The sequence below is a fragment of the Mesorhizobium sp. M0189 genome (assembly GCF_040322135.1).
Classification (GTDB): domain Bacteria; phylum Pseudomonadota; class Alphaproteobacteria; order Rhizobiales; family Rhizobiaceae; genus Mesorhizobium.
Genome location: NZ_JAMYSW010000005.1, coordinates 431,467 through 455,426, shown reverse-complemented (window position 1 = coordinate 455,426; position 23,960 = coordinate 431,467). Strand labels below are relative to the sequence as shown.

20 protein-coding genes are annotated in these 23,960 nt (G+C 61.6%); 16 read left to right on the top strand and 4 right to left on the bottom strand.

All coding sequences use genetic code 11. The features are described 5' to 3' along the window. Positions 1–13 precede the first annotated feature (13 nt). The 12 genes from NKJ09_RS13205 (at position 14) to NKJ09_RS13150 (ending at position 12,794) form a co-directional block, all read left to right on the top strand. Positions 14–961: a carbohydrate ABC transporter permease gene (locus NKJ09_RS13205; RefSeq protein ID WP_023718496.1), complete on the top strand. Its 948-nt coding sequence runs from the start codon at positions 14–16 to the stop codon at positions 959–961. Next, complete coding sequence (locus NKJ09_RS13200; protein WP_023718495.1) at positions 951–1,787, top strand: carbohydrate ABC transporter permease; 837 nt, start codon at positions 951–953, stop codon at positions 1,785–1,787. The genes NKJ09_RS13205 and NKJ09_RS13200 overlap by 11 nt, the downstream gene beginning before the upstream one ends. A 28-nt stretch (positions 1,788–1,815) precedes the next feature. Beyond that, positions 1,816–3,105: an ABC transporter substrate-binding protein gene (locus tag NKJ09_RS13195; RefSeq protein WP_023718494.1), complete on the top strand. Its 1,290-nt coding sequence runs from the start codon at positions 1,816–1,818 to the stop codon at positions 3,103–3,105. A gap of 397 nt (positions 3,106–3,502) precedes the next feature. Then, a complete protein-coding gene (locus tag NKJ09_RS13190) occupies positions 3,503–5,041 on the top strand; it encodes an ABC transporter substrate-binding protein (protein WP_352762851.1) in 1,539 nt (512 codons plus the stop codon). A 108-nt stretch (positions 5,042–5,149) separates the two neighbouring features. Further along, on the top strand, positions 5,150–6,091 hold the full coding sequence (locus NKJ09_RS13185) for an ABC transporter permease (protein ID WP_023718491.1): 942 nt from the start codon (positions 5,150–5,152) through the stop codon (positions 6,089–6,091). Next, entirely contained in the window at positions 6,091–6,954 is an 864-nt protein-coding gene (locus tag NKJ09_RS13180) for an ABC transporter permease (RefSeq protein WP_023718490.1), read from the top strand. Before NKJ09_RS13185 ends, NKJ09_RS13180 begins: the two co-directional genes overlap by 1 nt. Then, a complete protein-coding gene (locus NKJ09_RS13175) occupies positions 6,954–8,177 on the top strand; it encodes an amidohydrolase/deacetylase family metallohydrolase (RefSeq protein WP_023718489.1) in 1,224 nt (407 codons plus the stop codon). The genes NKJ09_RS13180 and NKJ09_RS13175 overlap by 1 nt, the downstream gene beginning before the upstream one ends. After that, entirely contained in the window at positions 8,174–9,193 is a 1,020-nt protein-coding gene (locus NKJ09_RS13170; protein WP_023718488.1) for an ABC transporter ATP-binding protein, read from the top strand. Before NKJ09_RS13175 ends, NKJ09_RS13170 begins: the two co-directional genes overlap by 4 nt. Then, positions 9,190–10,182: an ABC transporter ATP-binding protein gene (locus tag NKJ09_RS13165; RefSeq protein ID WP_352483667.1), complete on the top strand. Its 993-nt coding sequence runs from the start codon at positions 9,190–9,192 to the stop codon at positions 10,180–10,182. The genes NKJ09_RS13170 and NKJ09_RS13165 overlap by 4 nt, the downstream gene beginning before the upstream one ends. A gap of 13 nt (positions 10,183–10,195) precedes the next feature. Further along, positions 10,196–10,687 (top strand): RidA family protein, encoded by a 492-nt coding sequence (locus NKJ09_RS13160; RefSeq protein ID WP_023718486.1) that lies wholly within the window; start codon positions 10,196–10,198, stop codon positions 10,685–10,687. Between the two features lie 28 nt (positions 10,688–10,715). Beyond that, positions 10,716–11,915 carry an aminotransferase class V-fold PLP-dependent enzyme gene (locus NKJ09_RS13155; RefSeq protein ID WP_023718485.1) on the top strand — a complete coding sequence of 400 codons (1,200 nt, stop codon included), beginning with the start codon at positions 10,716–10,718 and terminating at the stop codon, positions 11,913–11,915. A gap of 57 nt (positions 11,916–11,972) precedes the next feature. Next, the gene (locus tag NKJ09_RS13150; RefSeq protein ID WP_023718484.1) at positions 11,973–12,794 is read left to right on the top strand and encodes an IclR family transcriptional regulator; all 822 of its coding nucleotides are present in this window, start codon (positions 11,973–11,975) and stop codon (positions 12,792–12,794) included. Positions 12,795–13,063: 269 nt separating this feature from the next. Here NKJ09_RS13150 and NKJ09_RS13145 read toward each other — a convergent pair whose 3' ends face one another. The 4 genes from NKJ09_RS13145 to NKJ09_RS13130 form a co-directional block, all read right to left on the bottom strand. After that, positions 13,064–14,074, bottom strand: a complete 1,011-nt coding sequence (locus NKJ09_RS13145; protein WP_023718483.1) for a hypothetical protein — start codon at positions 14,072–14,074, stop codon at positions 13,064–13,066. A gap of 4 nt (positions 14,075–14,078) precedes the next feature. Next, the gene (locus NKJ09_RS13140) at positions 14,079–14,645 is read right to left on the bottom strand and encodes a hypothetical protein (protein ID WP_156948052.1); all 567 of its coding nucleotides are present in this window, start codon (positions 14,643–14,645) and stop codon (positions 14,079–14,081) included. A 464-nt stretch (positions 14,646–15,109) separates the two neighbouring features. Then, positions 15,110–15,442 carry a hypothetical protein gene (locus NKJ09_RS13135; RefSeq protein ID WP_023718481.1) on the bottom strand — a complete coding sequence of 111 codons (333 nt, stop codon included), beginning with the start codon at positions 15,440–15,442 and terminating at the stop codon, positions 15,110–15,112. Positions 15,443–15,582: 140 nt separating this feature from the next. Next, complete coding sequence (locus NKJ09_RS13130) at positions 15,583–16,077, bottom strand: hypothetical protein (RefSeq protein WP_352483666.1); 495 nt, start codon at positions 16,075–16,077, stop codon at positions 15,583–15,585. Positions 16,078–16,191: 114 nt separating this feature from the next. Between NKJ09_RS13130 and NKJ09_RS13125 the strand changes: the two genes are divergently transcribed. The 4 genes from NKJ09_RS13125 (at position 16,192) to NKJ09_RS13110 (ending at position 23,838) form a co-directional block, all read left to right on the top strand. Next, a complete protein-coding gene (locus tag NKJ09_RS13125; protein ID WP_023718479.1) occupies positions 16,192–19,389 on the top strand; it encodes an AfsR/SARP family transcriptional regulator in 3,198 nt (1,065 codons plus the stop codon). A 539-nt stretch (positions 19,390–19,928) separates the two neighbouring features. Further along, positions 19,929–20,297, top strand: a complete 369-nt coding sequence (locus NKJ09_RS13120; protein WP_156948050.1) for a hypothetical protein — start codon at positions 19,929–19,931, stop codon at positions 20,295–20,297. 277 nt (positions 20,298–20,574) lie between these two features. Then, positions 20,575–22,386: a hypothetical protein gene (locus tag NKJ09_RS13115; RefSeq protein WP_156948049.1), complete on the top strand. Its 1,812-nt coding sequence runs from the start codon at positions 20,575–20,577 to the stop codon at positions 22,384–22,386. A gap of 9 nt (positions 22,387–22,395) precedes the next feature. Next, positions 22,396–23,838 carry a hypothetical protein gene (locus NKJ09_RS13110; protein ID WP_023718476.1) on the top strand — a complete coding sequence of 481 codons (1,443 nt, stop codon included), beginning with the start codon at positions 22,396–22,398 and terminating at the stop codon, positions 23,836–23,838. Positions 23,839–23,960 lie beyond the last annotated feature (122 nt).

The following is a 23,960-nucleotide window of genomic DNA, read 5'->3' as shown; positions in this document are numbered from 1 at the left end:
TCAGGGAGGAGCAATGGCATTTGGTTCCGAGGCATCCGTCGGCCACAGGGGGGAGGGGACGGCGGAAGCGGCTGGCGAGACCAAGAGGCGGCGCTTCGCGTTTTCGCCTGCCTACCTCTATGCGACGCCCGTACACCTCCTGGTGCTTGGGATCATCGTGCTCCCCGCCATCTTCGTCCTGTGGCTGAGTTTCGAAGCCTCGTCATTCGGCCAATCGGCAACCTTCGTTGGGTTCGATAACTACATCCGCGTCCTCACCGATCCCTATTTTTGGTGTTCGGTCTGGAACACCGTCCTCGTCGTCGCCGTGGCGGTTCACATCGAACTGCTGCTCGGCCTTGGCCTGGCCCTGCTTTTCGCTTCCGGGCTTCCCCTCCAGCGCGTCATGCTCGTCGTGGTGCTCGCTCCCTACGCCATCAGCGAGGTGACGGCGGTCGCAATGTGGCGCTTCCTGTTCGATCCGGACGTCGGCCCAATCACGCTAATGCTGCGATACACCGGTCTGCCGACGCTCGACTGGACGTTCATCCCTTCCCACGGCCTCGTCCTCGTCGGCCTGCTCACGATCTGGCTGCACCTGCCATTCACATTCATCATCCTCTATGCGGCACGACTCGCGGTTCCGAAGGAGCTCTACGAGGCTGGGCGCACCGACGGGGCCAATGCGTTCCAGCTCTTCCGCAACATCACGCTGCCGCTCCTGGCGCCAGCGATGCTCATCGCGCTGCTCTTCCGCTACATCTTCGCCTTCCGCCTCTTTTCCGAGGTCTGGCTCCTGACCCAGGGCGGCCCGGCACGCACGACCGAGGTCGTTTCCGTTTATCTTTATCAGGAAGGCTTCCGCTACAACTCGTTCGGCACGGCGGCCGCGACGGCGTGGATGATGGTCGTCATCTCGCTGCTGCTTGCGACTGGCTATGTATGGCGGCTGCGCAAGGAATCCCTGGCCAATGCGTTCTAGGCGTCTCGCCATCGGTGCCGGAAAGATGCTCGCTGTTGCGGCAATCGTCGTCTGGTCACTGTTTCCGATCGGCTTCATCGTGCTCTCGTCGTTCAAACCCGGTCGCGAGATTTTCGCGGTTCCACCGGAGCTCTTCTTCGAACCGACCTTGGAGCACTACGCCTCGCTGTGGCAGCGCTGGCCGGCCTTTTTCGACGGGCTCGTCAACAGCCTGATCATCACCACCGGGGCGACGGCGCTTGCCGTCATGGCAAGTATGCTCGCCGGTTTTGCCTACTCACGCTATCGGGGCGTCCGTTTCCTGGAAGGATCGGTGATGTTTCTGATCGGATCGCGGCTGATCCCGCCGATCGTCGTGACGCTGCCACTGTTCCCGGTCGTCAATCGGCTCGGGCTCAACGACACCCATCTGGTGCTGATCCTGCTCTACGCGACGTTCTTTGTCTCGCTCGGCACGCTCTTGATGCGCACGTTCATCGATCAGGTACCGCGCGAACTCGACGAGGCGGCTGTCCTCGATGGCGCGCGGCCGCTGACGATCCTTGTCAAGATCATCTTGCCGCTCGTAGCGCCCGGCATGCTCGCCGTCGCCGTCTTCGTAGTCGTCTTCGCGTGGAACGAGTTTCTGTTCGCCTATATCTTCACCGCCAACCACGCCAAGACCGCGCCTCTGGTCCTTTCGGAGATGATCAGTTCGATCGACGGCGTCGACTGGGGCGTGCTCTTTGCGGCCTCTACCGTCCAATTGCTGCCGGTTCTCGTCTTCGTGGTCCTGATGAACCGGTTTCTGGTCGCCGGATTGACCGCCGGCGCGACCAAGGGGTGACGACGTCACCGAGAAAGGGAGGAAGACAATGCCTTTGCACATGACACGCAGAGCCCTGCTGACGACCGCGATGGCCGCCGGCGCGACGGGCGCATTGGGTCGGTTGGCCCATGCCCAGGTAAAGACGCTGAACGTGCTTTGCCATCGCGTCCACCAAGCCAACCTGACGACCGGCGCCGCCGGCAATGTCATCAAGCCCTGGGAGGACAAGAACAACGCCCAGATCTCCTGGACTACGCTTGACAGCAATCCGCTCCAGGACCGGTTATTCCGGGAGGCGAGCCTGAGCGAGACCGATTTCAACGTCGGCTATGTCATCGACAACCGCATGACGTCGCAGATCGCCTCGCTGTTCGAGCCGCTCGACGACCTCAAGAAAGCCGAGCCGATCGACGATTTCGACGATATCGCCGAGGGCCTGCGCCAATCGATGACCGTCGGCGGCAAGCTCGTCGGCATCCCCGTGCGCCATGCCACGCAGGGGCTTTTCTACAACGAGGAGCTGCTTCAGGAGGCCGGCATTTCGGCGCCACCGAACACATTGGAGGAGCTGGTCGAGCAGGCGAAGAAGCTGACCTTCACCTCCAAGTCTGGTACGCCGGCCGTCGGCATGATCCTTGCGAGCGACCTCGCCGTCTTCCCGGTCATGTTCGCCCGCGCGTTCGGCGGTGATTTCATCGACAAGCAGTTCAAGGTGGTTCCCGATCCGGAGGCGATGGAAAAGGGCCTGTCCGTGCTCGCCGACCTCTTCAAGGCCGGGGCGCTTCCCCGCAGCTACGCCACAACGCGCAACGACGACATGGCGACGTGGATGCAGCAGGGACGCGCTGCCTTCGCGGTGCTGCCTTTCGCCCGCTACGCGCAGCTCAACAGCAAGGAACAGTCGACTGCGCCGGGAAAGATCAAGCCGATCGAGTTTCCCGGCTCCAAGACCCTCGGCACCGGTCAGGAAATGCACCCAGTCGTCGAATCCTGGGCAATGGCCATTCCCGCCAATTCGGCGGACAAGAGGCTCTCCTGGAGCTACATCCGCTTCGTAGCGAGCAAGGCCGCCACACTCGACATGGCGCGCAACGGCAATGGCCCCGTCCGCGCTTCGACCTATGCCGAGCCGTCGTTCGCCGGGGCGCTGCCACAGGCGACGGTCGAGGCAGCCGCCCTTGCCAAGGCGCGACCGGCCTTTCCGGCTTTTCCCGAAGCCGCTCGCGCTCAGTCGACGTTTCTCGAGGAGGTTCAGCTCGCCGTCCTCGGTCGCAAGAGCCCGAAGGAAGCGGTCGCCGCCATTGTCGATCGCGTCAAGCCGCTAATGCCAGCTTGATCGTATGGACTGACGTGGCCATGTCGCCTGCTACTTGCCAGGCGACCAACCGGCGAGGATCAGCGCGGTCGTAAAGTCGTCGTCGGGTGAGGCGGTGTTCCATGGACCTGAGTTCGATCGCGCGAGCTCAGGACTGCTTAGCAGTGCGCTGGCGGCAGACAGCAGGTTCAGCGCGCCGCCACCGATATCCCACCACGCGGCCTAGGCGCCTGGGCGATCGCGTGATGCAGGCCTTACGGCGAGGCCACGCCTTGGCGCACGAGGATCATCAGCGACTCCAGCCGCGCGACGTCCTCTGGGCGAAAAAAGCTTGACGACATCATATTCGGATGCGTTTACTTCGTCCGTAACTAGGATATAAATTCCATTACTATGGAACAGAGCGAAGGGAACCAAGATGAAGCGTTTCTTGCAAATCGTCGCTTCACTCGCCGCGCTTATGCTGCCGGCGACAGGCGCTGCCTGGGCCGAGCCCGCTAGAGGTGGAGTGATTGATGTGGCGACCATTGGGGAGCCGCCGACACTGGATCCGATGGCCTCGACCGCCGATCTGGTTGGCATTGTCACGCAGCACATCTACGAGACGCTCTATACCTTCGACAAGGACTGGGGCATCACGCCGCTGTTGGCCGCCGAAATGCCACAGATTTCACCGGATGGCCGTACCTACACCATCGCGCTCAGAACCGGCGTTAAGTTCCACGACGGCAGCGATATGAATTCGGCCGACGTGGTCGCTTCGCTGCAGCGTTGGATGAAGATTGCCACGCGCGGCAAGCAGGCAGCCGAAGTCATCGCCACGGTCGACGCCGTTGACGACCACACCGTCAAGCTCACCCTGAAAAAGCCGTTCGCGCCACTTCTGTCGCTGCTCTCACTCAACAATGCGGCCGCAATCATCATCCCGTCCGAAAACGTGGGACAGGAGCCGCTGACCAGCTTCGTCGGTACCGGCCCCTATATGTTGAAGGAACGCAAGCCGGACCAGTACATCCAGCTTGCCCGGTTCGACGGCTACAAGTCGCGCGACGGCGAACCCAACGGCTATGGTGGCGCCAGAAAACAGTATCTCGACGAAATCCGTTTCGTGCCGGTTCCCGATGCGAACACGCGCGTCGAAGGCGCTGTCTCCGGCCAGTTCGCCTATGTTGACTCGCTGCCGGTCGAGTCCTTTGACAAGATCTCGGGTGGCAAGACCCAGCCGGTCATCTTGAAGCCGTTCGGTTGGCCGGTATTCGTCCTCAATACCAAGCAGGGGCTGAATTCCGACATTCGCATCCGCAAGGCGATACAAGCAGCGCTGGCGCCGAACGACACGCTGCTCGCCGCATTCGGATCGAAGGAGTTCTTCGCAGCCGACGGCGACATGTATCCCGAAGGCTTTGCCTGGCACACGGACGCCGGCACCGAGCCCTACAAGCCCGATGGCGACACTGAGGCGGCTGCGGCGCTGCTGAAGGAAGCCGGCTATGACGGCAAGCCTTTGCGCATCCTCACCAGCCGCCAATACGAGTTCCACTACAAGCTGGCGCAGGTCGCGGCCGAGTATCTGAAAGCCGCCGGCTTCCAGGTCCAGCTCGACGTGGTCGAATGGGCGACGCTGACCAAGAACCGCACCGACCCGGCGCTGTGGGACATCTACATTAGCCACAGTCCGTTCCTGCCCGAGCCGTCGCTGACCGGCATAATGTCGGACTCCTCTCCGGGTTGGTGGGTTTCGGATCGCAAGCACCAGGTGCTTGAGGCGTTCAACGCCGAAGCCGATCCGGCCAAGCGCGTCGCGCTGTTCGCAGATGTCCAGAAGGCGATCTACGACGAGGTTCCAGCGTTCAAGGTCGGCGACTTCAACGCCTTGGCCGCCCAGGCCCCCAAGCTGAAAGCCGTGACGCCGGCGCCATGGCCCTATTTCTGGAACGCTTATCTGGAAGGCAACTGAGACGGTCCTGCTTTCCGCCTCCACTCAACGACAGGCGACCGGGTGCCGGCCGACAAAGCCGGCGCCCAGCAAACCGTTCGATGGTTGCTCAGGGATGCTATAACGCCGATGCTGCACTCAATCCTCAACAGACTTCTCGGCATGATCGTCGTCATGGCGCTGGTCGTCACCATCGTGTTCGTCATCGTACGGGTGACGCCCGGCGATCCGGCGGCAGTTATGCTGGGTCCAGACGCCACCGCCGCCGATATAACCGCGCTGCGGTCCAAGCTCGGGCTCGACGGTTCCATCCTCGAACAGTTCGGGCGCTACGTTCTCGATGTCGTCCAAGGCGACTTCGGCCAGTCGATCTTCCTCGGCGAGCCGGTCACGACCGCGCTCGCCCAACGCGCCGAACCGACGTTTTTTCTCACCGTCTTCTCCCTGGTAATCGCAACGCTCATCGCGCTGCCGGTCGGAATCCTGTCGGCCTATAAGCGCGGCTCTATCTTCGACCAGGCAGCAACCACCATTGCCATGTTCGCAGCCAGCGTGCCGAGCTTCTGGCTCGGCCTTGTGTTCATTCAGTTCTTCGCCGTGAAGCTCGGCTGGTTCGACACATCTGGCTATGGCGGGCCGGGAGCTTCGTTTGCCGACCGGCTTGACCATCTGGTGCTGCCGGCGCTGGCGCTCGGTCTCATAAGCTCGGCACTGATCACCCGCTTCACGCGTGCCTCGATGCTCGACGTGCTCAATGACGACTATGTGCGGACCGCCCGATCCAAAGGCATGAGCGAATGGCGTGTGGTGCTGAAGCATGCCTTCAGAAATGCCTTGATCCCCATCCTCACCGTCATCGGCCTGACCGCGGCACTGCTCATTTCCGGTGCGGTGGTGACCGAGACGGTGTTCGGCCTGCCCGGCGTCGGCAGCTTGGTCGTCTCGGCGGTGTTACGGCGCGACTATCCGGTTATCCAAGGCGCGCTGCTGGTCATTGCCGGGCTGTACGTCCTGGTCAATTTCGCCATCGACATGCTCTATCTGGCTGTCGATCCGAGGGTTCGCTACTGATGGCCGCTATCTCGGTGCCGCTCCAGGCGGAGCCAAATATGCTTTCGCGGCTGATGACGCGGCCGACGGCGGCGGTGGGCATCGCCGTACTGATCGCCATCGTGCTCGCCGCGATCCTCGCGCCGGTCATCGCCCCCTACGCACCGACTAAGCTCTCCATTGCCAGTCGGCTGCATCCGCCGAGCCTCGACCACCTGTTCGGCACCGACGATCTCGGGCGCGATATCTTTACCCGCACGCTCTACGCCGCGCGCACTTCGCTGGCGGTCGGCTTTGCTGTCGTGATCTTCGCCTCGATCATCGGTGTCGTTTTGGGACTGACTTCCGGCTTCTTCAGAAGGCTCGACGCGCCGGTGTCGCGGTTGATCGACGCCATGATGGCTTTTCCCGACATATTGCTCGCAATTGCACTCGTGGCGGCACTTGGCGCCACCGCCGTCAATGTCGTGGTCGCCCTCGGCGTGGTTTATGCGCCGCGGCTCGCACGCGTCGTGCGCGCCTCGACGCTGGTCATTCGCGAACTGCCCTATGTCGAGGCGGCCCGCGCACTCGGCGTGCCGACGCCGATTATCCTGGTGCGGCACGTACTGCGCAACGTCACCTCTCCATTGCTGGTGCAGGCAACCTTCATCTTCGCCAACGCCATCCTGGCCGAGGCCGGTCTGTCCTTCCTCGGCGTTGGCATATCGCCCGACATCCCGACCTGGGGCACAATGATCGCCACCGGCCGTCAATACATGGATCAGGCCGGCTGGATCATGATGTTTCCGGGCGGCGCCATCGTCATCACCGTGCTGTCGCTGCAGCTCGTCGGCGACGGCTTGCGCGATCTTCTCGACCCTCGTCTCGCAAAGGACATCTGATGTTCAGCAATCGCTCTTCCCAAACCGAAAGGCCGCTGTTGATCCGGGGCGCAAAACCAGTCGGCTTCGGCGGCGAGTTTGGCCAGACGATCGACGTGCTGATCGGCAAGGATGGCCGTATCGCCGAAACCGGTTCGACCATTGCCGCCGGCGAGGATGTGACGATGCTTGACGCCAATGGCGCGTTCCTGTCGCCCGGCTGGACCGATCTTCACGTGCATGTCTGGTACGGCGGCACCGACATTTCGCTGCGGCCGCAGCAATGTGGCGCCGCCCGAGGCGTCACCACGATGGTCGATGCCGGCTCAGCCGGCGAAGCCAATTTCCACGGCTTTCGCGAGTTCATTATAGAGCCGGCGCGAGAGAATATATACGCGTTCCTGAACATAGGTTCGATCGGTCTCGTCGCCTGCAACCGTGTCAGCGAGCTGACCGACATGCGCTCGATCGACATCGACCGCACCATTGCAACCGTCGAGGCCAACCGCGACGTCATCGTCGGACTGAAGGTGCGTGCCAGCCACGTCATTACCGGCGGCTGGGACCTGACGCCGGTCCGGCTGGCGAAGAAGCTCAGCCGCATCCTCAAGCTGCCGCTGATGGTGCACGTTGGTGAGCCGCCGCCACTCTATGACGATGTTCTCGGCCTGCTGAGCGAAGGCGACATCGTCACTCATTGCTTCAATGGCAAGGCCGGCGGCTCGATCATCGAGGACGACGATCTTTATCGGCTCGCCGAGGATGCGGCGCAGCGCGGCATTGTGCTTGATGTCGGCCACGGCGGCGCCTCGTTCTCCTTCGATGTCGCCAAGGCGGCGCTCGAGCGCGGTCTGCCGCCGAAGACGATCTCGACCGATCTGCACAACCGCTCGCTCGACGGCGCGGTGTGGGATATGGCAACCACCATGTCGAAGCTGTTGTCGCTCGGCATGGCATTCGACGATGTGGTGACGGCCTCGACGACGGCGCCGCGCCGCGCCATCCGGTTGCCCGCCGACGGACTGCTGGAAAAGGGCAGGCCGGCAGAATTCACTTTGTTCGACCTCGCCGACGCCGAGCTCACCGTGAAGGATTCGCAAGGGGCGACAAGTACGCTGCACCGGCTGTTCGAGCCTCGCCACGCTATCCTCGGTGCCGAGGCGATCATTGCCCACCGCCACCTGCCGCCGGAAGGTTCTGCGGGCAGTGTGCACGTCTGTCCGCATTGCGGGTGGAAATCATGAGCGGCGCGATCGCCAGCGACGTCATCCTGTCGGTTCGGGACTTGCGGACCTGGTTTCAGACCCGCCGTCTTACCGCCAAGGCGGTCGATGGCGTCACCTTCGACCTGAAGCACGGCAAGACTCTGGCCGTGGTCGGAGAATCCGGTTCCGGCAAGTCGGTGACCAGCCTGTCGATCATGGGCCTGCTGTCACGGCCCGGAAGGATCGCCGGCGGCCAGATATTGTTCCGCGATCGGCAGGAGCGTGTCCACGACCTCGCCGGATTTACCCAGAAGGAATTCCGCAAGGTCCGCGGTCGGGAAATCGCGATGATTTTCCAAGAGCCGATGACCAGCCTCAACCCGCTCTTAACGGTCGGCGATCAGATCGGCGAAATGATCGCGCTGCACGAGCCGGTGACCCGGGAGCAAGCGCGCAGCCGTGCGCTCGCCATGCTGAAGCATGTCGAGATTCCGGACGCCGTCTCGCGGCTCGACGACTATCCGCACCAGATGTCCGGCGGCATGCGCCAGCGCGTCATGATCGCCATGGCACTCGCCTGCAGTCCGTCGCTGCTGATCGCCGACGAGCCGACTACGGCCCTCGACGTCACCATCCAGGCGCAGATCCTCGATCTCTTGCGTCGCCTGCAGGTCGAGATGGGCATGTCGATCCTTTTCATCACCCACAATCTCGGTGTCGTCGCCGAGATCGCCCATGATGTCGTCGTCATGTACGGCGGCCGTGTCGTCGAGCAGGCACCGGTCAACCACCTGTTTGCGCACCAGCGCCATCCCTACACGAGAGGGCTGCTGGCCTGCACGCCCAATGCCGCGCGCGACATCGGTGACGACGGCAAGCGCCGGGCGCTCTATTCCATTCCCGGCAGCGTGCCGCCGATCACCGCATTGCCGCCGGGTTGCGCCTTCGAGCCGCGCTGTGACTTCGCCATTGCGCCCTGTCGCGCGGCACCGCCGCCATTGATGCCGGCAGGACTGCACGGCGCTTCCCGTTGCATCAGGAGTGCAGAGCTGTGAGCGCCGGGGTGATACCAAGTCGTGCGGCGACTGCGCCATTGCTCAGCGTGCAGGGTCTGACAAAGCACTTTCCCGCCCGCAATGGCCGCATCGTTCATGCTGTCGAGGATGTCAGCTTCGATGTCGGACGCGGCTCGACGGTCGGGCTGGTCGGCGAGTCCGGCTCCGGCAAGACCACCGCCGGGCGCGCCATCCTCAGGCTGGTGGAGCCGACCAGAGGCAAAGCGCTGTTCGACGGCGTCGATCTGTTTTCGCTGTCCGCACGTGAAATGCGCGGCTATCGGCAAAAGCTGCAGATCGTGTTCCAGGATCCATTCTCCAGCCTCAACCCGCGCATGCGCATCGCCGCCATCATCGGCGAGGCACTCGACGCGCGCGGCTTTCCGCGAGGCAAGCGACGTGCCGACAGGGTCGCCGAACTGCTGACCCTGGTCGGCCTGTCGCCTGATCACGCCACGCGCTACCCGCACGAATTCTCCGGCGGCCAGCGCCAGCGCATCGGCATTGCACGCGCGCTCGCCGTCGAGCCGGAATTCGTCGTCGCCGACGAGCCGGTCTCGGCGCTTGACGTGTCGGTGCAGGCGCAGGTGCTCAACTTGCTCGGTGAGTTGCAAAAGCGGCTCGGCCTGACGCTGCTGTTCATCGCGCATGACCTCTCGGTGGTCGAATACCTTTGCGACGAAGTGGTGGTGATGTATCTCGGCCGCGTCATGGAGCGTGGTCCGAGCCGTCTTCTCTACGCCGCGCCGCGGCACCCATACACCAAGGCATTGCTGGCGACAGCACCCGTGCCCGACCCGACCCGCCGACGCACTCACGTCGCCTTGCGTGGTGACATTCCAAGCCCGATTGACCCGCCTTCCGGCTGCGTCTTCCGCACCCGCTGTCCGGACGCAATTGCTGCCTGCGCCGGGATCATTCCGCCCGTCGACGATATCGGCGGCGGGCATCACGTGGCCTGCATCCGGCACAACCAAAAAACGATCTGATTGGAGTTTGTGTATGACTTTTTCCGAGCTCATGAAGCGACCGGAAAGCACGCCCTACGACCGGCTTTTGGCGCTTGGAATAACGCTGCCCGAGGCGCCGCCGCCGATCGCCAATTTTGTCACACACGTGCAGGAGGGCAAGCTGCTGTTCCTGTCCGGCCAGGGGCCGAGTGAGGCCGACGGCCGGGTCTATACGGGCAAGGTCGGTGCCGACGTGACCGTGGATCAGGCCTATGCCCATGCGCGGCTGACCGGTGTCAACCTCATTGCCGTCATGCACGCAGCGCTCGGCGATCTGTGCCGCGTGCGACGTGTGGTAAAGCTGTTCGGCATGGTAAACGCCACGCCGGATTTCGCCGATCACCCCGCAGTGATCAACGGCTGCTCGGACCTGCTCATTGACGTTTTCGGCGAGCGCGGCACCCATGCCCGCTCTGCGGTCGGTCACGGATCACTGCCGGGAGGGATCAGCGTCGAAATTGAAGCCGTCATCGCCGTTGATTAGTCGCATCGAATAGTCGGAGCACAAGACCATGCCTGTCGAAGATATCCGCAGCCAGTTGGGCCTCAGGCCCGTCATCAACGTCTCAGGCACGATGACCTCGCTCGGCGCCTCCATTGTCGTTCCCACGGCTGTCGAGGCTGTGTCCGGCATTCTCACCGAGTTTGTCGAAATGGCCGATCTGCATCGCAAGGCCAGCGCCGTGATCGCCGAATTGACGGGCGCGGAGGCCGGTTTCATCACCGCCTCCTGTTCCGCGGCAATCAGCCTGGCCGTGGCGGCCAGCATGACGGGCCCGGACCTTGCCGCGATCGAACGGCTGCCGGATACCGCTGGACTGAAAGACGAGATCGTCATCCAGTCCGGCCACATGGTCAGCTACGGCGCACCGATCGAACAGGCGATCCGTCTCGCCGGCGCCAAGGTCGTGCCGGTCGGTCAGGCGACCAGCGCCTCGGCGTATCAGCTCTCAGGCGCTATCACCGAGCGCACTGCTGCAGCAATCTACGTCGTGTCGCACCATGTCGTCGAGTATGGGCAAATCCCGCTGAAGATGTTCGTCGAAACCGCCCGTGCACGCGGGGTCCCGGTCATCGTCGACGCAGCGTCCGAATACGATCTGGCGGGCTTTCTCGCCAGCGGAGCCGATCTGGTGCTGTATTCGGGTCACAAATTCCTGGGCGGCCCGACATCCGGTATCGTCGCAGGCACGAAGGCGCGGGTGCGCGACGTCTACTTGCAGAACCGGGGCATCGGGCGCGGCATGAAGGTCGGCAAGGAAGGCATCGTCGGTGCGCTCGCTGCTCTCCAGGCCTGGAAAACGCGTGACCATGAGGGTATTCGCGCTCGCGAACGCCGAGCGCTCGACTGCTGGGCGCAAGCACTCGAGGGGCGGCCTGGCGTCACCGCCGCTATCGTACCCGACCCGACCAGCAATCCGCTCGATCGCTTGAAGGTGTGGGTGAATGCCGCCGAATCGCGCATTACAGCCTGGGATCTGGCCGACCGGCTGGCAGCTGGCAATCCGCCGGTGGTCGTCCGCGATCATGAAGTCGAGCACGGCTATTTCTTCCTCGATCCATGCAATTTGCATCCCGACGAAGAATTCATTGTGGCGGCACGGCTTGCCGAGGAGCTTGATGGCGCGCGCAAGTCGAATGCGATCATCGCCACACCATGGAACGAGCGTCTCATGGCCCGCGAGGCTGCGATCCTCAACTGGCCGGATTGAGGCTGGCTGTGGTAAATGCCCCGGCTGCCTTACAGTGCCCGCAAAACCGAGAATGCCATGCCCACGATAGCGCCCGACCTGCACCTGAACCCCGCCGAAGACCCGCGGGAACCCCGCCGCTCGCGCACCAGCGGTATCGACCGTGCGCTGCAGATACTCGACTATCTGCAAAAGCAGGGGCGGCCAGCAACTGCATATGAGATTGCGCACGACATCGGCGCCCCCCTGTCGACGATCTACGTCATCGTCGACGATCTGGTCGAAAAGGAACTGCTGGACCGCAAGGACGGCGGCCTGCTCTGGCTGGGTCCGCGGCTCTATCAGTACGGCCTGACCTACGCTCGCACATTGGACCTGCTCAACGTGGCAACGCAGGAGATGCACGAACTGGCTCAGAGTTCGAAAGAGACGATCCAGCTATGCGGCCGTGACGGTGACCATATGGTCGTGCTTGCGATGGAAGAGGGCAAAGATCATTTCCAGGTTACATCTCGCGTCGGGACCCGGACGCCGCTGAACTGGACCGCGTCGGGTCGGCTGCTCGTCGGCCATTTGCCGGAAGCCGAACGCCGCGCCATTTTCGCTCGATCCGCGATCGCATCTCCGACCGGACGCGCCGAGACGGACGAGGATGTGCTCGCTCGGGCGGCCGCCACAGCACTGGAGCAGGGCCTGTCGATCCAGGCTGGTGAATCTGACTTTTCAGTTGCCTGCATTGCGGCTCCCATCCGTGACAACCAAGGAGCCTGCCGTGCCACGATCTCGATCGTCGTCCCGGATGTGAAGCTGAAGCAAAAGAACCCGGATTTGATTACGATGGTCAAGATCAGTGCGCGCCGCATCGAGTCGCGGCTCGGTTGGCGAACCGACCGGCCATAACGAACGCCCGGCGCGAGTTGGCAAAATCACGGGATGGTGCGTTTCTGCACATCCCGCTCACCGAACCAGAAATGATCCCATTGGGCTCAGCAGCCCGTCCAGACGAAAATTTGACGCATTGAACCGACGGGCGCCGAGTCTCCAGCCGTTCCAATCAAGCCTGCGCTCGCATCTTCAAGCTGGCCGATCTGGTGGTTTTCGGTGCCTGACAGGCTTGAGCAGTGAAACGAGAATGTGCTCTCTGGCCTGTTGATCAGACGCTCCCGTCGTCAGGCAACCGAGTACAGCGTCATCGCTGCATCAAAGCCGCGCTGACCTCTCGGGTCGAGGGCTGCCCTGATCCCCAGGGATCCGGGGCCCCGTGCGGTGTGGCCGCGCGCGCCGAGCCTCGCGTCGCCGAAGAGGCCCGAGGCGATGTCGAAGCCCAGAGTGTACATGCCGGGCGGCTCTGCAGTGCGGGCAGCCTTAAAGGCATCCGTCGAGGTCTTCTCCGCGATCTTCGCGCCGACGGTCGCGAGGCCGAGTTGCGCATTCCGGGCGACAATGAAGAACGCTGAATCCTCGCAGCCAACGCGCTCGTCAGCATCAAGGCCATCCATGAAAAGCTGCTTTCCCGGGCCCCATAGCGTGTCTGCTCCGGGCATCGCGACGCCAATATCAAACCCGGTCTTGGCGGGGCCGTCTGGCTCTAGTTCTCGCATCCCGCTCAACAACGCGTCGCGGCTGACCATCATTTTTCCCTTGTCTGCATAAACGCTTTTCAGCCCCTTCGCGCCTTCCGGAAATGGATCGGGCGTCAGCCCTTGCGGGAAACGCCGGGCCGGCGTCTGCTTCGCGGCGAAATCAACCGGCAGGCACGCTGTTTTAGGATCGTTGATCGCCGCGGCGGCGGCTTGCGCGATGATGTCTATATCGACTTGGAAACCACGGAATGCCTCCTGAACCATCTGCAGGGTTGTCGGTGCCGTGAAGGTGAACTTGCCTGGATTGAGCGTAATGAAGTCCATCAGGTTCATCTGGTCTAGCCGGCTGCTGCGCTCCTTCGCGCACTCAACCAGAACATCCTGGGCTTGCCGGACCTGCGCTGCGTTCGGCGGGATCGGTCCATCTGCGATGGAGATTGGAGCTAGGGTGACGAAATAAGGAACGGCATTGGCGTTCGGATCGGTCTGGAATGCGTTCAGCCATTGCTGGAGAAGCCCATACATCTGGCTGGGATCCGTTACGTCCCCCATGATCAGATTGATCGGGCCGCCTTCGTGGTAGACGGTCGTGCGCACGTCTTCATGGAAATGCCTCTGCCATTTTCATCTTGGCGTCGGCAGAAAACAGCCCGTAGGACCCCGACAACTCCATCGAAACGGCTTGGGCCTCCTCGGAACTGGCTGTATCCATCTGCAGGACGGCCAGGAACATCCCGCCGCGTCCTACCCCGTTCACGAACATGTTCCCGTAGCGTGATTGGAAGAGCTCGGGATTGCTCGATATCGCCGCCGCCGAGCCGCTCAGCTTTGGTTCGTCGATGCCGTGAAAGGGCAGCGTTACTTTGGCGGAGATGAGCAGGAACAGGGAACTGCTCTGGATCTTGGAACTTTGGGCGAAGTCAAACCTTCCGGACGCGGAGAAGCACCCGCACCCGCCGCTCGCTTCGACATTGATGCTCAGCGACTTTTCGAGTTCGGCGGTGGTGTGAATACGGCGTATGTCGAATGAAGATATGGACCCCATTGCATCGTCGACGCCGGAAAATGCGCCATCGACGACATGACCCATCGGACTACCCGTCGCAAGATCGACACCTTTTCCATAGTCGTAGCCGGGAGAGTAAGGTACGGTTACTTGAGTAAGCATTTCAATCTCCTGATGGGCCTATTGGCATTACTCTTAAATAAACCAGTTCAGCAGAGTATAATCTGCATGATTCTATCTGGCCGCCAGAGTGCAGTCTAAGGGGCTAGTTGGCGGCGTCCTCCCCACATTCCTAGCAGGAAGGCTCAAGCGTCGTCGGGAGGCGCTACCCCAAGCCATCTGTCGAGTTCCCGTTTCGGAACCAAAATTACAGGGCCGGGCGCTCCGCCCCGGGAACAGCTCCCAGACGTCTTTGATGTCCATGACCTTCTCTGCAAGGTCTTCAAAGAACGGTCCGACCGGAACCGATCCATGCATGTCAAGAAGCTCGATCGGAACCGGATCGCTCGCCGAGCTTGAGTTCGGAGCAGTTCCTGGCGCGGAGAGGCCACCCTCGCCGGAGGCACCAGACATCCAAGGCGGAGCAGGCGCGATCCTGCTTCGAGTGCGGATCGCGCATGCTAGAGCTAGTCTGATACGGATTGGACGAGGATGGTGATGTCGTAACTGGCATCCGCGCCCTGCACGTTTTTCACGGTTTGGAAATCCATGATCGCGGACAGGTCGATCATCCCTATCTCGTCATCGCCTGAAAGGTCGGTCTCGATAATATTAAGGTAGAATTCACCGGCTGGAACGATCTGTTTGATGTCGAGATTGTAGTCGTTTCCCGGAGTGAAGGATCCAATCGGGAAGCGAACAGGACCCATCACTCCAACAAGGTCGTCAGAACCTGTATAATCGTTCGTCGAATGACATTTGATGCGGCTTATGTTCAGTGAGTAGGGACGCATGGTCATTGCTCCATCAACTTGTTGCGAGACGGAATGCTCACCTGCCCGAGCTTACGAATGGCTTACGGGGTGGTCACGGCCCGCTGCTTTCTGCTCGCTGAGGTGTTGTCGGCGACCGTGGACATCACCCGATGCCTGTCGCGCGGTCAGTCAATCCGGTAAATGACGTAGTAGGCCGAACCCTCAATCGCTGAGCGGGCGATCTTGGCGATTGGACCCATGCCTTGTTCTTCCTTGTCCATGGTGACGGAGCCGAGTGGATCGTTGCCATTAAGAGGGCCGTCTTCATCCCAAAGAGAGAGATTCTGGCTATACTCGAACGGCAGCACGAGGCCAGGTTCGAACGACTGGTCCGCATTGACTTCCCTGGTGGCTCCGGGAGAGGGCCAGACAGCGTCATCGACATTGCCTTCAGTCCCGGTGGTGATGAACAGGTTGTCCGGATCGGCCCGTATGGCGTCGATCGCTCCAAGAACGCTTGGCAGTGACTTGATCCCGTGCAGCAGGCTGCCGGCGAAGTCGTTCTGGATGAATTGCGGCGTCAGGCCCATGATGGCGTCGACTAGCGCCTGGTTGGCCGCGAAGTCGGTTCCGGTGGCGGGCTGGACACAATAGATGGTTTGAACGGTTGCGGTCGGCATGGTTTCCTCCATGAGTTGGAACGATGCCGACAGTGACCGAGCCGCGCTTACGTTTGGCTTACATGCTGAAATGACGCGCACCCGGCCCATCATCTGCTATAAGAGTGCAGCCTGGTGGATCTGGATGCGGCGGTGCACGGCGGCACGATAGCAAAACTTTCAATGCCAAGACCCGCGGGAATCTCGCGGCGGCCGCGCATTGCTGCACTGGTCGACAGGTGCCTGGAATCCGGCATGTGCTGGATTGCTGCCCCTGGCGGATACGGGAAGACCACCGCAGTCATCGATTACCTCCAGGAAAAGCGGGCTCCGCATGTCTGGTATCGCGTCGATGACGAGGACCAGGATATCGCCCGGCTGTTCTACTATCTGGCGATGTCGCCTGGGGCGCGGGAACTCAGCCTTCCTGTTTTCGGAACCGAATATGCGGAGGATGCTGCTGCATTCGCGCGTCTGTTCTTCCGCGCTTACTTGGCGCAGATGGTGCCGGACACGGTCATCGTCCTCGACGATATTCACCGTGCCGATACACCAGAATTCCGCGAAATTCTGGCTGTCCTGCTGCGGGAATTGCCCAACACGGTCCGGTGCATCTGCATATCGCGTACACTGCCTGGTGGGGGCGTGGCCGAACTCGCGCTCGCAGGCAAGCTGCCGGTCATCGGCCAGACGGCACTGGAATTCTCGGAGGACGAAGCACGCTGCCTCGTCGGTCTCAGGGAACCAGGCCATGAGAAGGGGATCGAGGTCGCCGCCGCCAAGGGGTGGGCGGTCGGCCTGGTCATGATCGCCAACCAGAAATCAAGTACCCCACAGTTGATGAGCGCCATGCCTCTGGGGCAGGGAAATTTCCAGGAGGTGGTCGGCAGACTGTTCCTGCAGAACGTTCCAGGCGACGACCAGAACACCCTGTTGAAGCTTAATCTGCTTCCCGAAATCAATTCCGGTCTTGCCGACGCCTTGCTCGGACCCAGAGTCGGCGGCCCGGTGCTGGAGCGGCTCTTTCAAATGCAGCTGTTGGTCACCCGAACAGGCCTCAGAGGCGGAGGATTCCAGTTCCACGACCTCCTGCGCGACTACCTGTCCAGGCTCTTCGAAGCGCGGCTGCCGCCGGAAGAGCAGGCAAGTTTGCGCGAAAGGGCAGCTCGGGTCCTGCGCGACGCAGGATTGGTCGACGCTGCCGTATCGATGGCTCTCCAAGCAGAAGCCTGGCCGCTTGCCCGCGAGTTGGTCATCGAGCACGCCGAGGCGATGCTGTCCCAAGGCCGCAGGGCTACCTTGATCGAATGGGGCACCAGATTTCCTGCTGAAGAACTGGAAGGCTGGCTTCTCCACTGGATCGGGGCCGCTCACGTTCCTGACGACGCCGCAGCCGAGCGATGGTTCTCACGGGCTTGGGAGGCGTTCGAGAAGGACGGCGATTTGCGGGGGCAGTGGCTGACCGTAATCCGCGCCGTGCTCGTAAAGACAAGCAGCTGGCGGACGCACGGGGGCCTGGACGGGTGGACGCGAAGGGCAGCCGCCATCCTTCGCGGGAGGCAACCCGATCTTGTCCCGAGAGAGCGGATGCTGGTTGGTGTCGGCATGTTGCGCGCGGTTGACTACGGCGAGGCCGACGAAGAGACCGCACAGGCAGGAGTGAAGATCGCCGACGAGCTCCTGCAACAGCTGTCGAATCCGACTGGTGAAGTTCCGGTTGACCTGAGATTGCTTGCCAGTGAAGCCCTTGTTGATCATGCGGTCTGGTCAGGGCGGCAGGACATCTTCGAACAGGCGGTCGACAGCGTCGCTTCCGAATTGAACGACCCGAAGGTGACGCCTTGGGTGCTTGGCATGTGGTTGGTCTCTTTCGGCGCCGCCAGCGGCAGGTATTTTTCATTCTCGAGGCGCGGGTTTCCATATGCCTCGGCCGAAGACGCCCTTCGCAAGGCAATCGAGATGGGCGAGAGGGAAGCCCTGAAAAGCGTCGAGTTCAGCGGTCTCTACCATCTCCAGCTGCTGCTCAAGCTGCGCAATGATTTCGCCGGCTTCGCAGATCTCGTGACAAGGCTCGGCGAAATCGCGGACAGCCGCTTCACAACTCAGGTGGCCGTAGTCGCAGATTGCCGAGCCGCCATGCATGCGCGGCAAGGCAGCTTCGTCGAAGCCTACAGGGATTGCGACACGTTCATGACCGCGATCGAAGAGGCGAACGAGCCGATGGTCGAGCGCTGGCCGCATTATGTCACCAAATTCCAGGTTCTTCTCGCCGACAGAAGACCGGCTGAGGCCGCCTCGCTGTTGGCAGATGTCGTCGATCGGCTGGACGGCGGCCCGCGGGAACGGGTGAAGATTTGCATTCTTGCCGCTGCCGCTTTTGAAGAGAAATGGAGGGGCGGAGCCGCTTATGAAGAGAAACTGACGGAGTTCATGGCAGCCCTGAGGGCCGTCAACCCGTCTGCAATCCTACTCAACCTGCCCGATCTCCTCGCCGAACTGCTGGCGGATGCACTTGACCGCGGAATTGAAGCGGATCTCTGCCATTCGGTCATTCAGACGCGGCGTCTCGTCCCGCCAATGAGACGGCCTGCTAAATGGCCATGGCCACTGAAGATCTTTGTACTGGGCGGCTTCAGGATCGAGCTCGACGGAACTCAATTCGATCTCGGATCGAAATCGCCGACGCGTGCCCTCGATATCCTGCGGGTTCTCGCCCTGGCGCGCGACCAGACCTGTCCCCTCGAAAGCATTCATGACTGGCTTTGGCCCGATCTCGACGGGGATCAAGCCAAACCGGCGTGCGAGCAAGCCCTTCACCGCCTGCGCAAGACGCTCGGCAAGGGCGACTTCATCGTCCAGAGGGAGGGGCGGATCAGTCTGCCCCCGGATAAGGTGTGGGTCGACCTTGCTGATTGGGAAGCCCGTCTCAACCGCGGTCTTTCCAGGAAAGGGGATACGACAGCCCCCGAAAAGGAACAGCTTCTGGCGAGATTCCCCGGCCCGCCACTGTCACCGGGTTCTCTTCCGTCTTGGGCGATACCGGTGGCCGACAAGGTTCGGGACGGCTATATCGACCTGGCGATCAACGTCGGAAGACATTGGGAGAATGCCGGAGAAGGTTTCCGGGCGCGAGAAGCCTATCTGAGAGCACTCGAGTACTACCCAGATTCGGAAAGAGTGTACCAAGCCCTCATCAGGGAACGTCTGTCCAGCAGTGATCCTGCCGCAGCTGTAGACGACTTCTCGCGCTACGAAAGGGCGGTTGGAGCGAACGGGGAATACAAATCCTCACACGTGATCCGCACGCTGGTGCGTCCGTATCTGAGATCTTGAACGCCCAAACCCGTAAGCCATCCGTGAGCTGCGTCTTGCCAGCGTGCTCCGAACCTCTTCTTTGCACGGCCCGATAACTTCACGGGCAATCCCAGGTCGATCGTGTGCGGGGCGGTTTTGTCTAACCAGCAATCCGGGATCGGAAACACTGAGAGACCGGAGCGATAGACTCTGCGCTTGGGCAGCGTACCTGCGTGTCCCCAGCGGCGTTCAAGACTACTCGCGCTGCGAGCGGGTGATAGACCGGCGGAACCGGGCTTTCGATGCAATCCACTTGCGTGTGGTTTCTTCCAGAGCGAATGAATCCAAAAAATTTCGATCTGTAAGCCATCCGTAAGCTGCGGTCAGAGAAACTCAATCCGTCGAAAACAAACAACCGCTTCGTCCGGCCCCTCGAGGGGCTACCCCGCTCGCGAAACCGCGCATGCAAGCAGCCCGATGAGGATCAAAACATGTCTACATGGCAGGATAGAGCATACCGGATATTAAATCTTTTCGAGGGTTCGGCCGACGAAGCTGGCGACCGGACCTGGCAGATTATGAACCACGTTCTCGACGAGAACAATCAGGACGACTACATCAGCAGAGACTTCTACAACGTCCAGCAGACCGCAGGCGGGCTGCCGGAAGGCGTCAGCTTCGAAGTCTTCCTGTCAGCGGTGTCCGGTCATGTCAGGGACGAGCTGCAAGGCGGAAGCTTCGACGAGGGGCTTGGCGATGATGACATTCGCACGGCAGGCCTCTCTTTCGACGACAACATTCGCCGGCATATCCGGTTCCTCAACGGAGTGGTCCACCAAGGCGCTCCCGGCGAGGTTCATCTCGGACTATGGGAGAGAATTCTGCAGGCCCGCGACAATGGCCGGAGTATCCACTCGCTGTATCACGATTACCTTGTCGATGCCTAGCCGGCTCAGACACTCACGGGTTTTGTCACAGGCACAGGTCCGCGGGAAGCCATCGCCCTAGTGACGCGTGCCCGGAAGGCACAGCCGCAGACTTCGGCTGGGAGATGCTCGGCAGCCAAGGAGGCGGCTGGGCCCGGCAAGGGCATTCCTGACCTGGTGATTGTCTGCTCGGCCGATGTCTGAACGAGACGTAACTTGCTCTTGGGCCAGGGCTCCCGGATCGACGGAGCGCGGGCCTTGCACATCCGCAATCTGACGTTGGTCTTTCCCCGTCCGCGTGACGATCCATGGTCCAACGCCGCAACAAACAAGGAGAGTTCTCATGCCTGGTAACGATCTTCAGGTCACCGGCGGCATCACGCAAGCACTGCTTGACGCGCTGAACCAGATACACACCGCCGTTGCGGCCCAGCTTGTGAATCCCGACGGCACGCCGTCTGGCTCGGCAGTCTACATGCACCTTCCAGTCGGCCAGCCGATCGACCCGAAGATGTATGCCAATCCCTGGACGCCCGCCGGCGGCAGCGCCTACGGCGCGGTTTCCACCACGGGCGCTTTCTCAGCACCACCCGCTCCCCCTTCTGCCGGAACGCCCGCGACGCCGGCCGGTCAGCTGGCGGCAATGCCGGCACCAGATCCCAGGCTGCAATTGGCGATCAGCAGCGCCTTCAACACGGCTCAACGGGTTGACGACATGTTGATGGTCACCAACAAGGGGGTTGCGGTGTCGTGGCCCCAGCGAACCGTCAGTATCGAGTATTTCACAGCCCTGGCCGGCATGCAGGCGGAACCGATCCCTGAGCCCTCGACCGATATCAAGAAACGCATCGCCGATGCCCAGAAGACATTGTATCTGATGGATGCCGACGGCAATTTTACCGGCTATACGCCGCGCCACACCGCCTACAGACACAACCAGAAGGTGCTGGCAGATGCACGCAGCGAGTTCGCGCTCGCTTACTCCCAAGCCATGTCCGATCCTATCCAGGGACAGGCATGGCCGGTCACCAGCGCCAGATACCAGAACGCCGTCGACCAAGCCTATAACGACTTCAAGGATATGGGCGGGCAACAGATCGACGACGCGATTGCAACCCTTCAGTCCGTCGGCGGCAGCGCCGCGGCCGCCCTGATTGCCAAGGCCCGCAAGATGTACGACGAGTATAGCGTTGGTCTCGGTGGCGCCGTGGCAATCAAGGTGCCGTGGTCGTATATCGATCCGGTCTCCTGGTGGGATCACACCAACCATGACTTCGGGGTGATGAAAATCACCGCCACATCGAAACAGTACCAGGCGAGCGGTGGCGGCGGCCAACACAGCTTCGGACACAGTTTCTACAACAACGAGTCGTCATCAACATCGGGCAGCGTCGGCTACAGCGTTCTGGGTTTCGGCGCCTCAGCCAATGCATCGCACAGCGAGACCAGCCACAACGACGGTTGGAATGCCGACCAGTCCTCCTGGCAGTCGCATCAGGACAGCAGTTCTTCGGCAACTGTCACATTCGAGTGGTTCATGGCCAGCATCGAACGGCCATGGCTGCTTGGCGACCTTTTCCACATGGACGGCTGGTATCTCGCCGGTCAGAAGAAGAATGCGATCAGCGACGGGACCATCGAAGGTCAGATCGGCGACGTGCCCAAGCTGCTCCCGATGATCCCGAAGGGTTTTCTGATTGTTCGAAACGTGAAGATTACCGCTAATTCCTGGGGCAGCATGGGCAGCGCATTCCAGAGCGCCGTCGACAGCGCTAGCGGACACACGGAAAGCAGCTCCACCTCCTATGGCGGCAAGGTTGGTTGGTGCGGTATCGGCGGATCGGTCCAACATTCCAATTCGGACAGCAGCGGCGCATTCAGCAACCAGCACGATGCATCTCAGGGTTTTTCCTTCAGCAGCAATGAACACGGTGGAACGCTTGAACTTTTCGGTTCGCAGATCGTCGGCTGGGTAGGCCAGATACAGCCGGCCGCACCGCGCAAGGACGACCCTGCACTCAGCGCCGAAGTCGTGGCCAACCCTGCGACAGCCGCCAATGCCGGAGCGCCTGCGATACCGGCTGACGCGCCCGCTGCTCCGCAAGGCTGAGGTGTCCCTGTGAGCACGAACAGCGATCAGCTCGCGATCCTTGGCCAGCAAGTGGTGGACACGTTAATCGCGACCTACAACCCCAACAATGACCCGTCGTTGGCGCTTGCCATTCATCCGGGGCAGGCGCTAGCCGATGGCATCGTGCAAAATGGCGTGACCAATCCGCTGCGGCTGTCGGAGTGGCTGGAAGACCAGTACGACTACCCGCTATGGCTGAAACGGTCCGATGCCTCCTCCGTTTCCGCCTCGTCTGTCGGCAGTCTTACCGCCAAGTCTGCCTATTTGGCGATGATCCCATGGGCGCAACCGGGGGTTCCGGTTGATGCTCCTTCCTATGCGCGCATCGCCGCGATGGTTGCCGAGGCACGAAAAGATATCGGGGACAATCCCGATGCGCTGCCATTCAGCTGCGAGCCGACAGATTTCGCCGAGCCCAGCTGCACGGCCTGGCATGTCTTCGATCAAAGGATATCCCGCACTACCGCAACCACGACCGAGACACCCGGCGCCATTAAGGCAAATCCCCACTTATGGAAGATGCGAGTGTTGACAAAAGAGGTGGTGTCGAACCTCACCGCAGTTTCCGAGGCGGTCGAACGGCGCAAGGCATTTGCCGCCGAATTAGCTGTTGTGCCAAGGGTTGAAGCGGTCAGAAAGCTGCGCATGCAGCCACATCTCACGGACTACGCTACCCAGCCAGTCGAGTTTCTCGGTATCCAGGATGCAGCAAGCACCGCGGTCAATCTGAGCCAGTTCAGCGCGAACCATCTGGGTGGCCTCACCGCTTCGCCGCTCCACGCCCGGGCGCTGGCCGCTACCCTGCCAACATTCAGTCGAATTCGCGCTGCCCGGCGACACTTCACAGCCGAGGCAGATCACGTCTCGCCGCCCAGAGAGCAGCCAAATGCTTCCAGCACGCAAATGCAGTTGGACACCTCGCTCGTGAACCGATTGGCCACAATCCAGCTTCACGATCTCATTAAAAACCCGGTCGTAACGGAGGTAACTACCTCGGACAGTGAACTGCATGTGCATTTCGAGTATTGCATGCTCACCATCACCCGGCGGATCGCCGGCACGAGATGGTGGCATCCCGACCTCGTCGACGAGGAGGATTGGTACGTACCGGGAATGAAGCGCGGCGACATGATCAAGGCTTCGACCGACGAGACCTATGCGCATTGCCTGCCTCAGGGCCTGCTTCTGGTTCGTAACGTGGAATTCAGCGGCTCGTGGACCGCCGAAGCCCGCACGACGATGCAAAACGCCGTCTCGTTTCTGGGTCCCTTCCTGATGCAGGCGCCAACCGGCTCTACATCCAGCACGTCCGACCTCGAACAGATAAGTGTGCTTGGCGTGGGCGTTCAGGTAATAGGCGAGCTTTGCTTTCCATTGCCGCCGCTCCCGCCGATGGATGATCCGGCGGAATTGGAACGTCCCGTTGTCTAAGCAATCAACGACGCTCAATGAAGACGGTAAGTGCGTTGTGGCCGGGCCGGACGAGGTGTCCCAGGCACCGGTATCATCGCGTGCACTCTGCGGTGCTGGCACGCTGCGGACTGTGGGCAAAG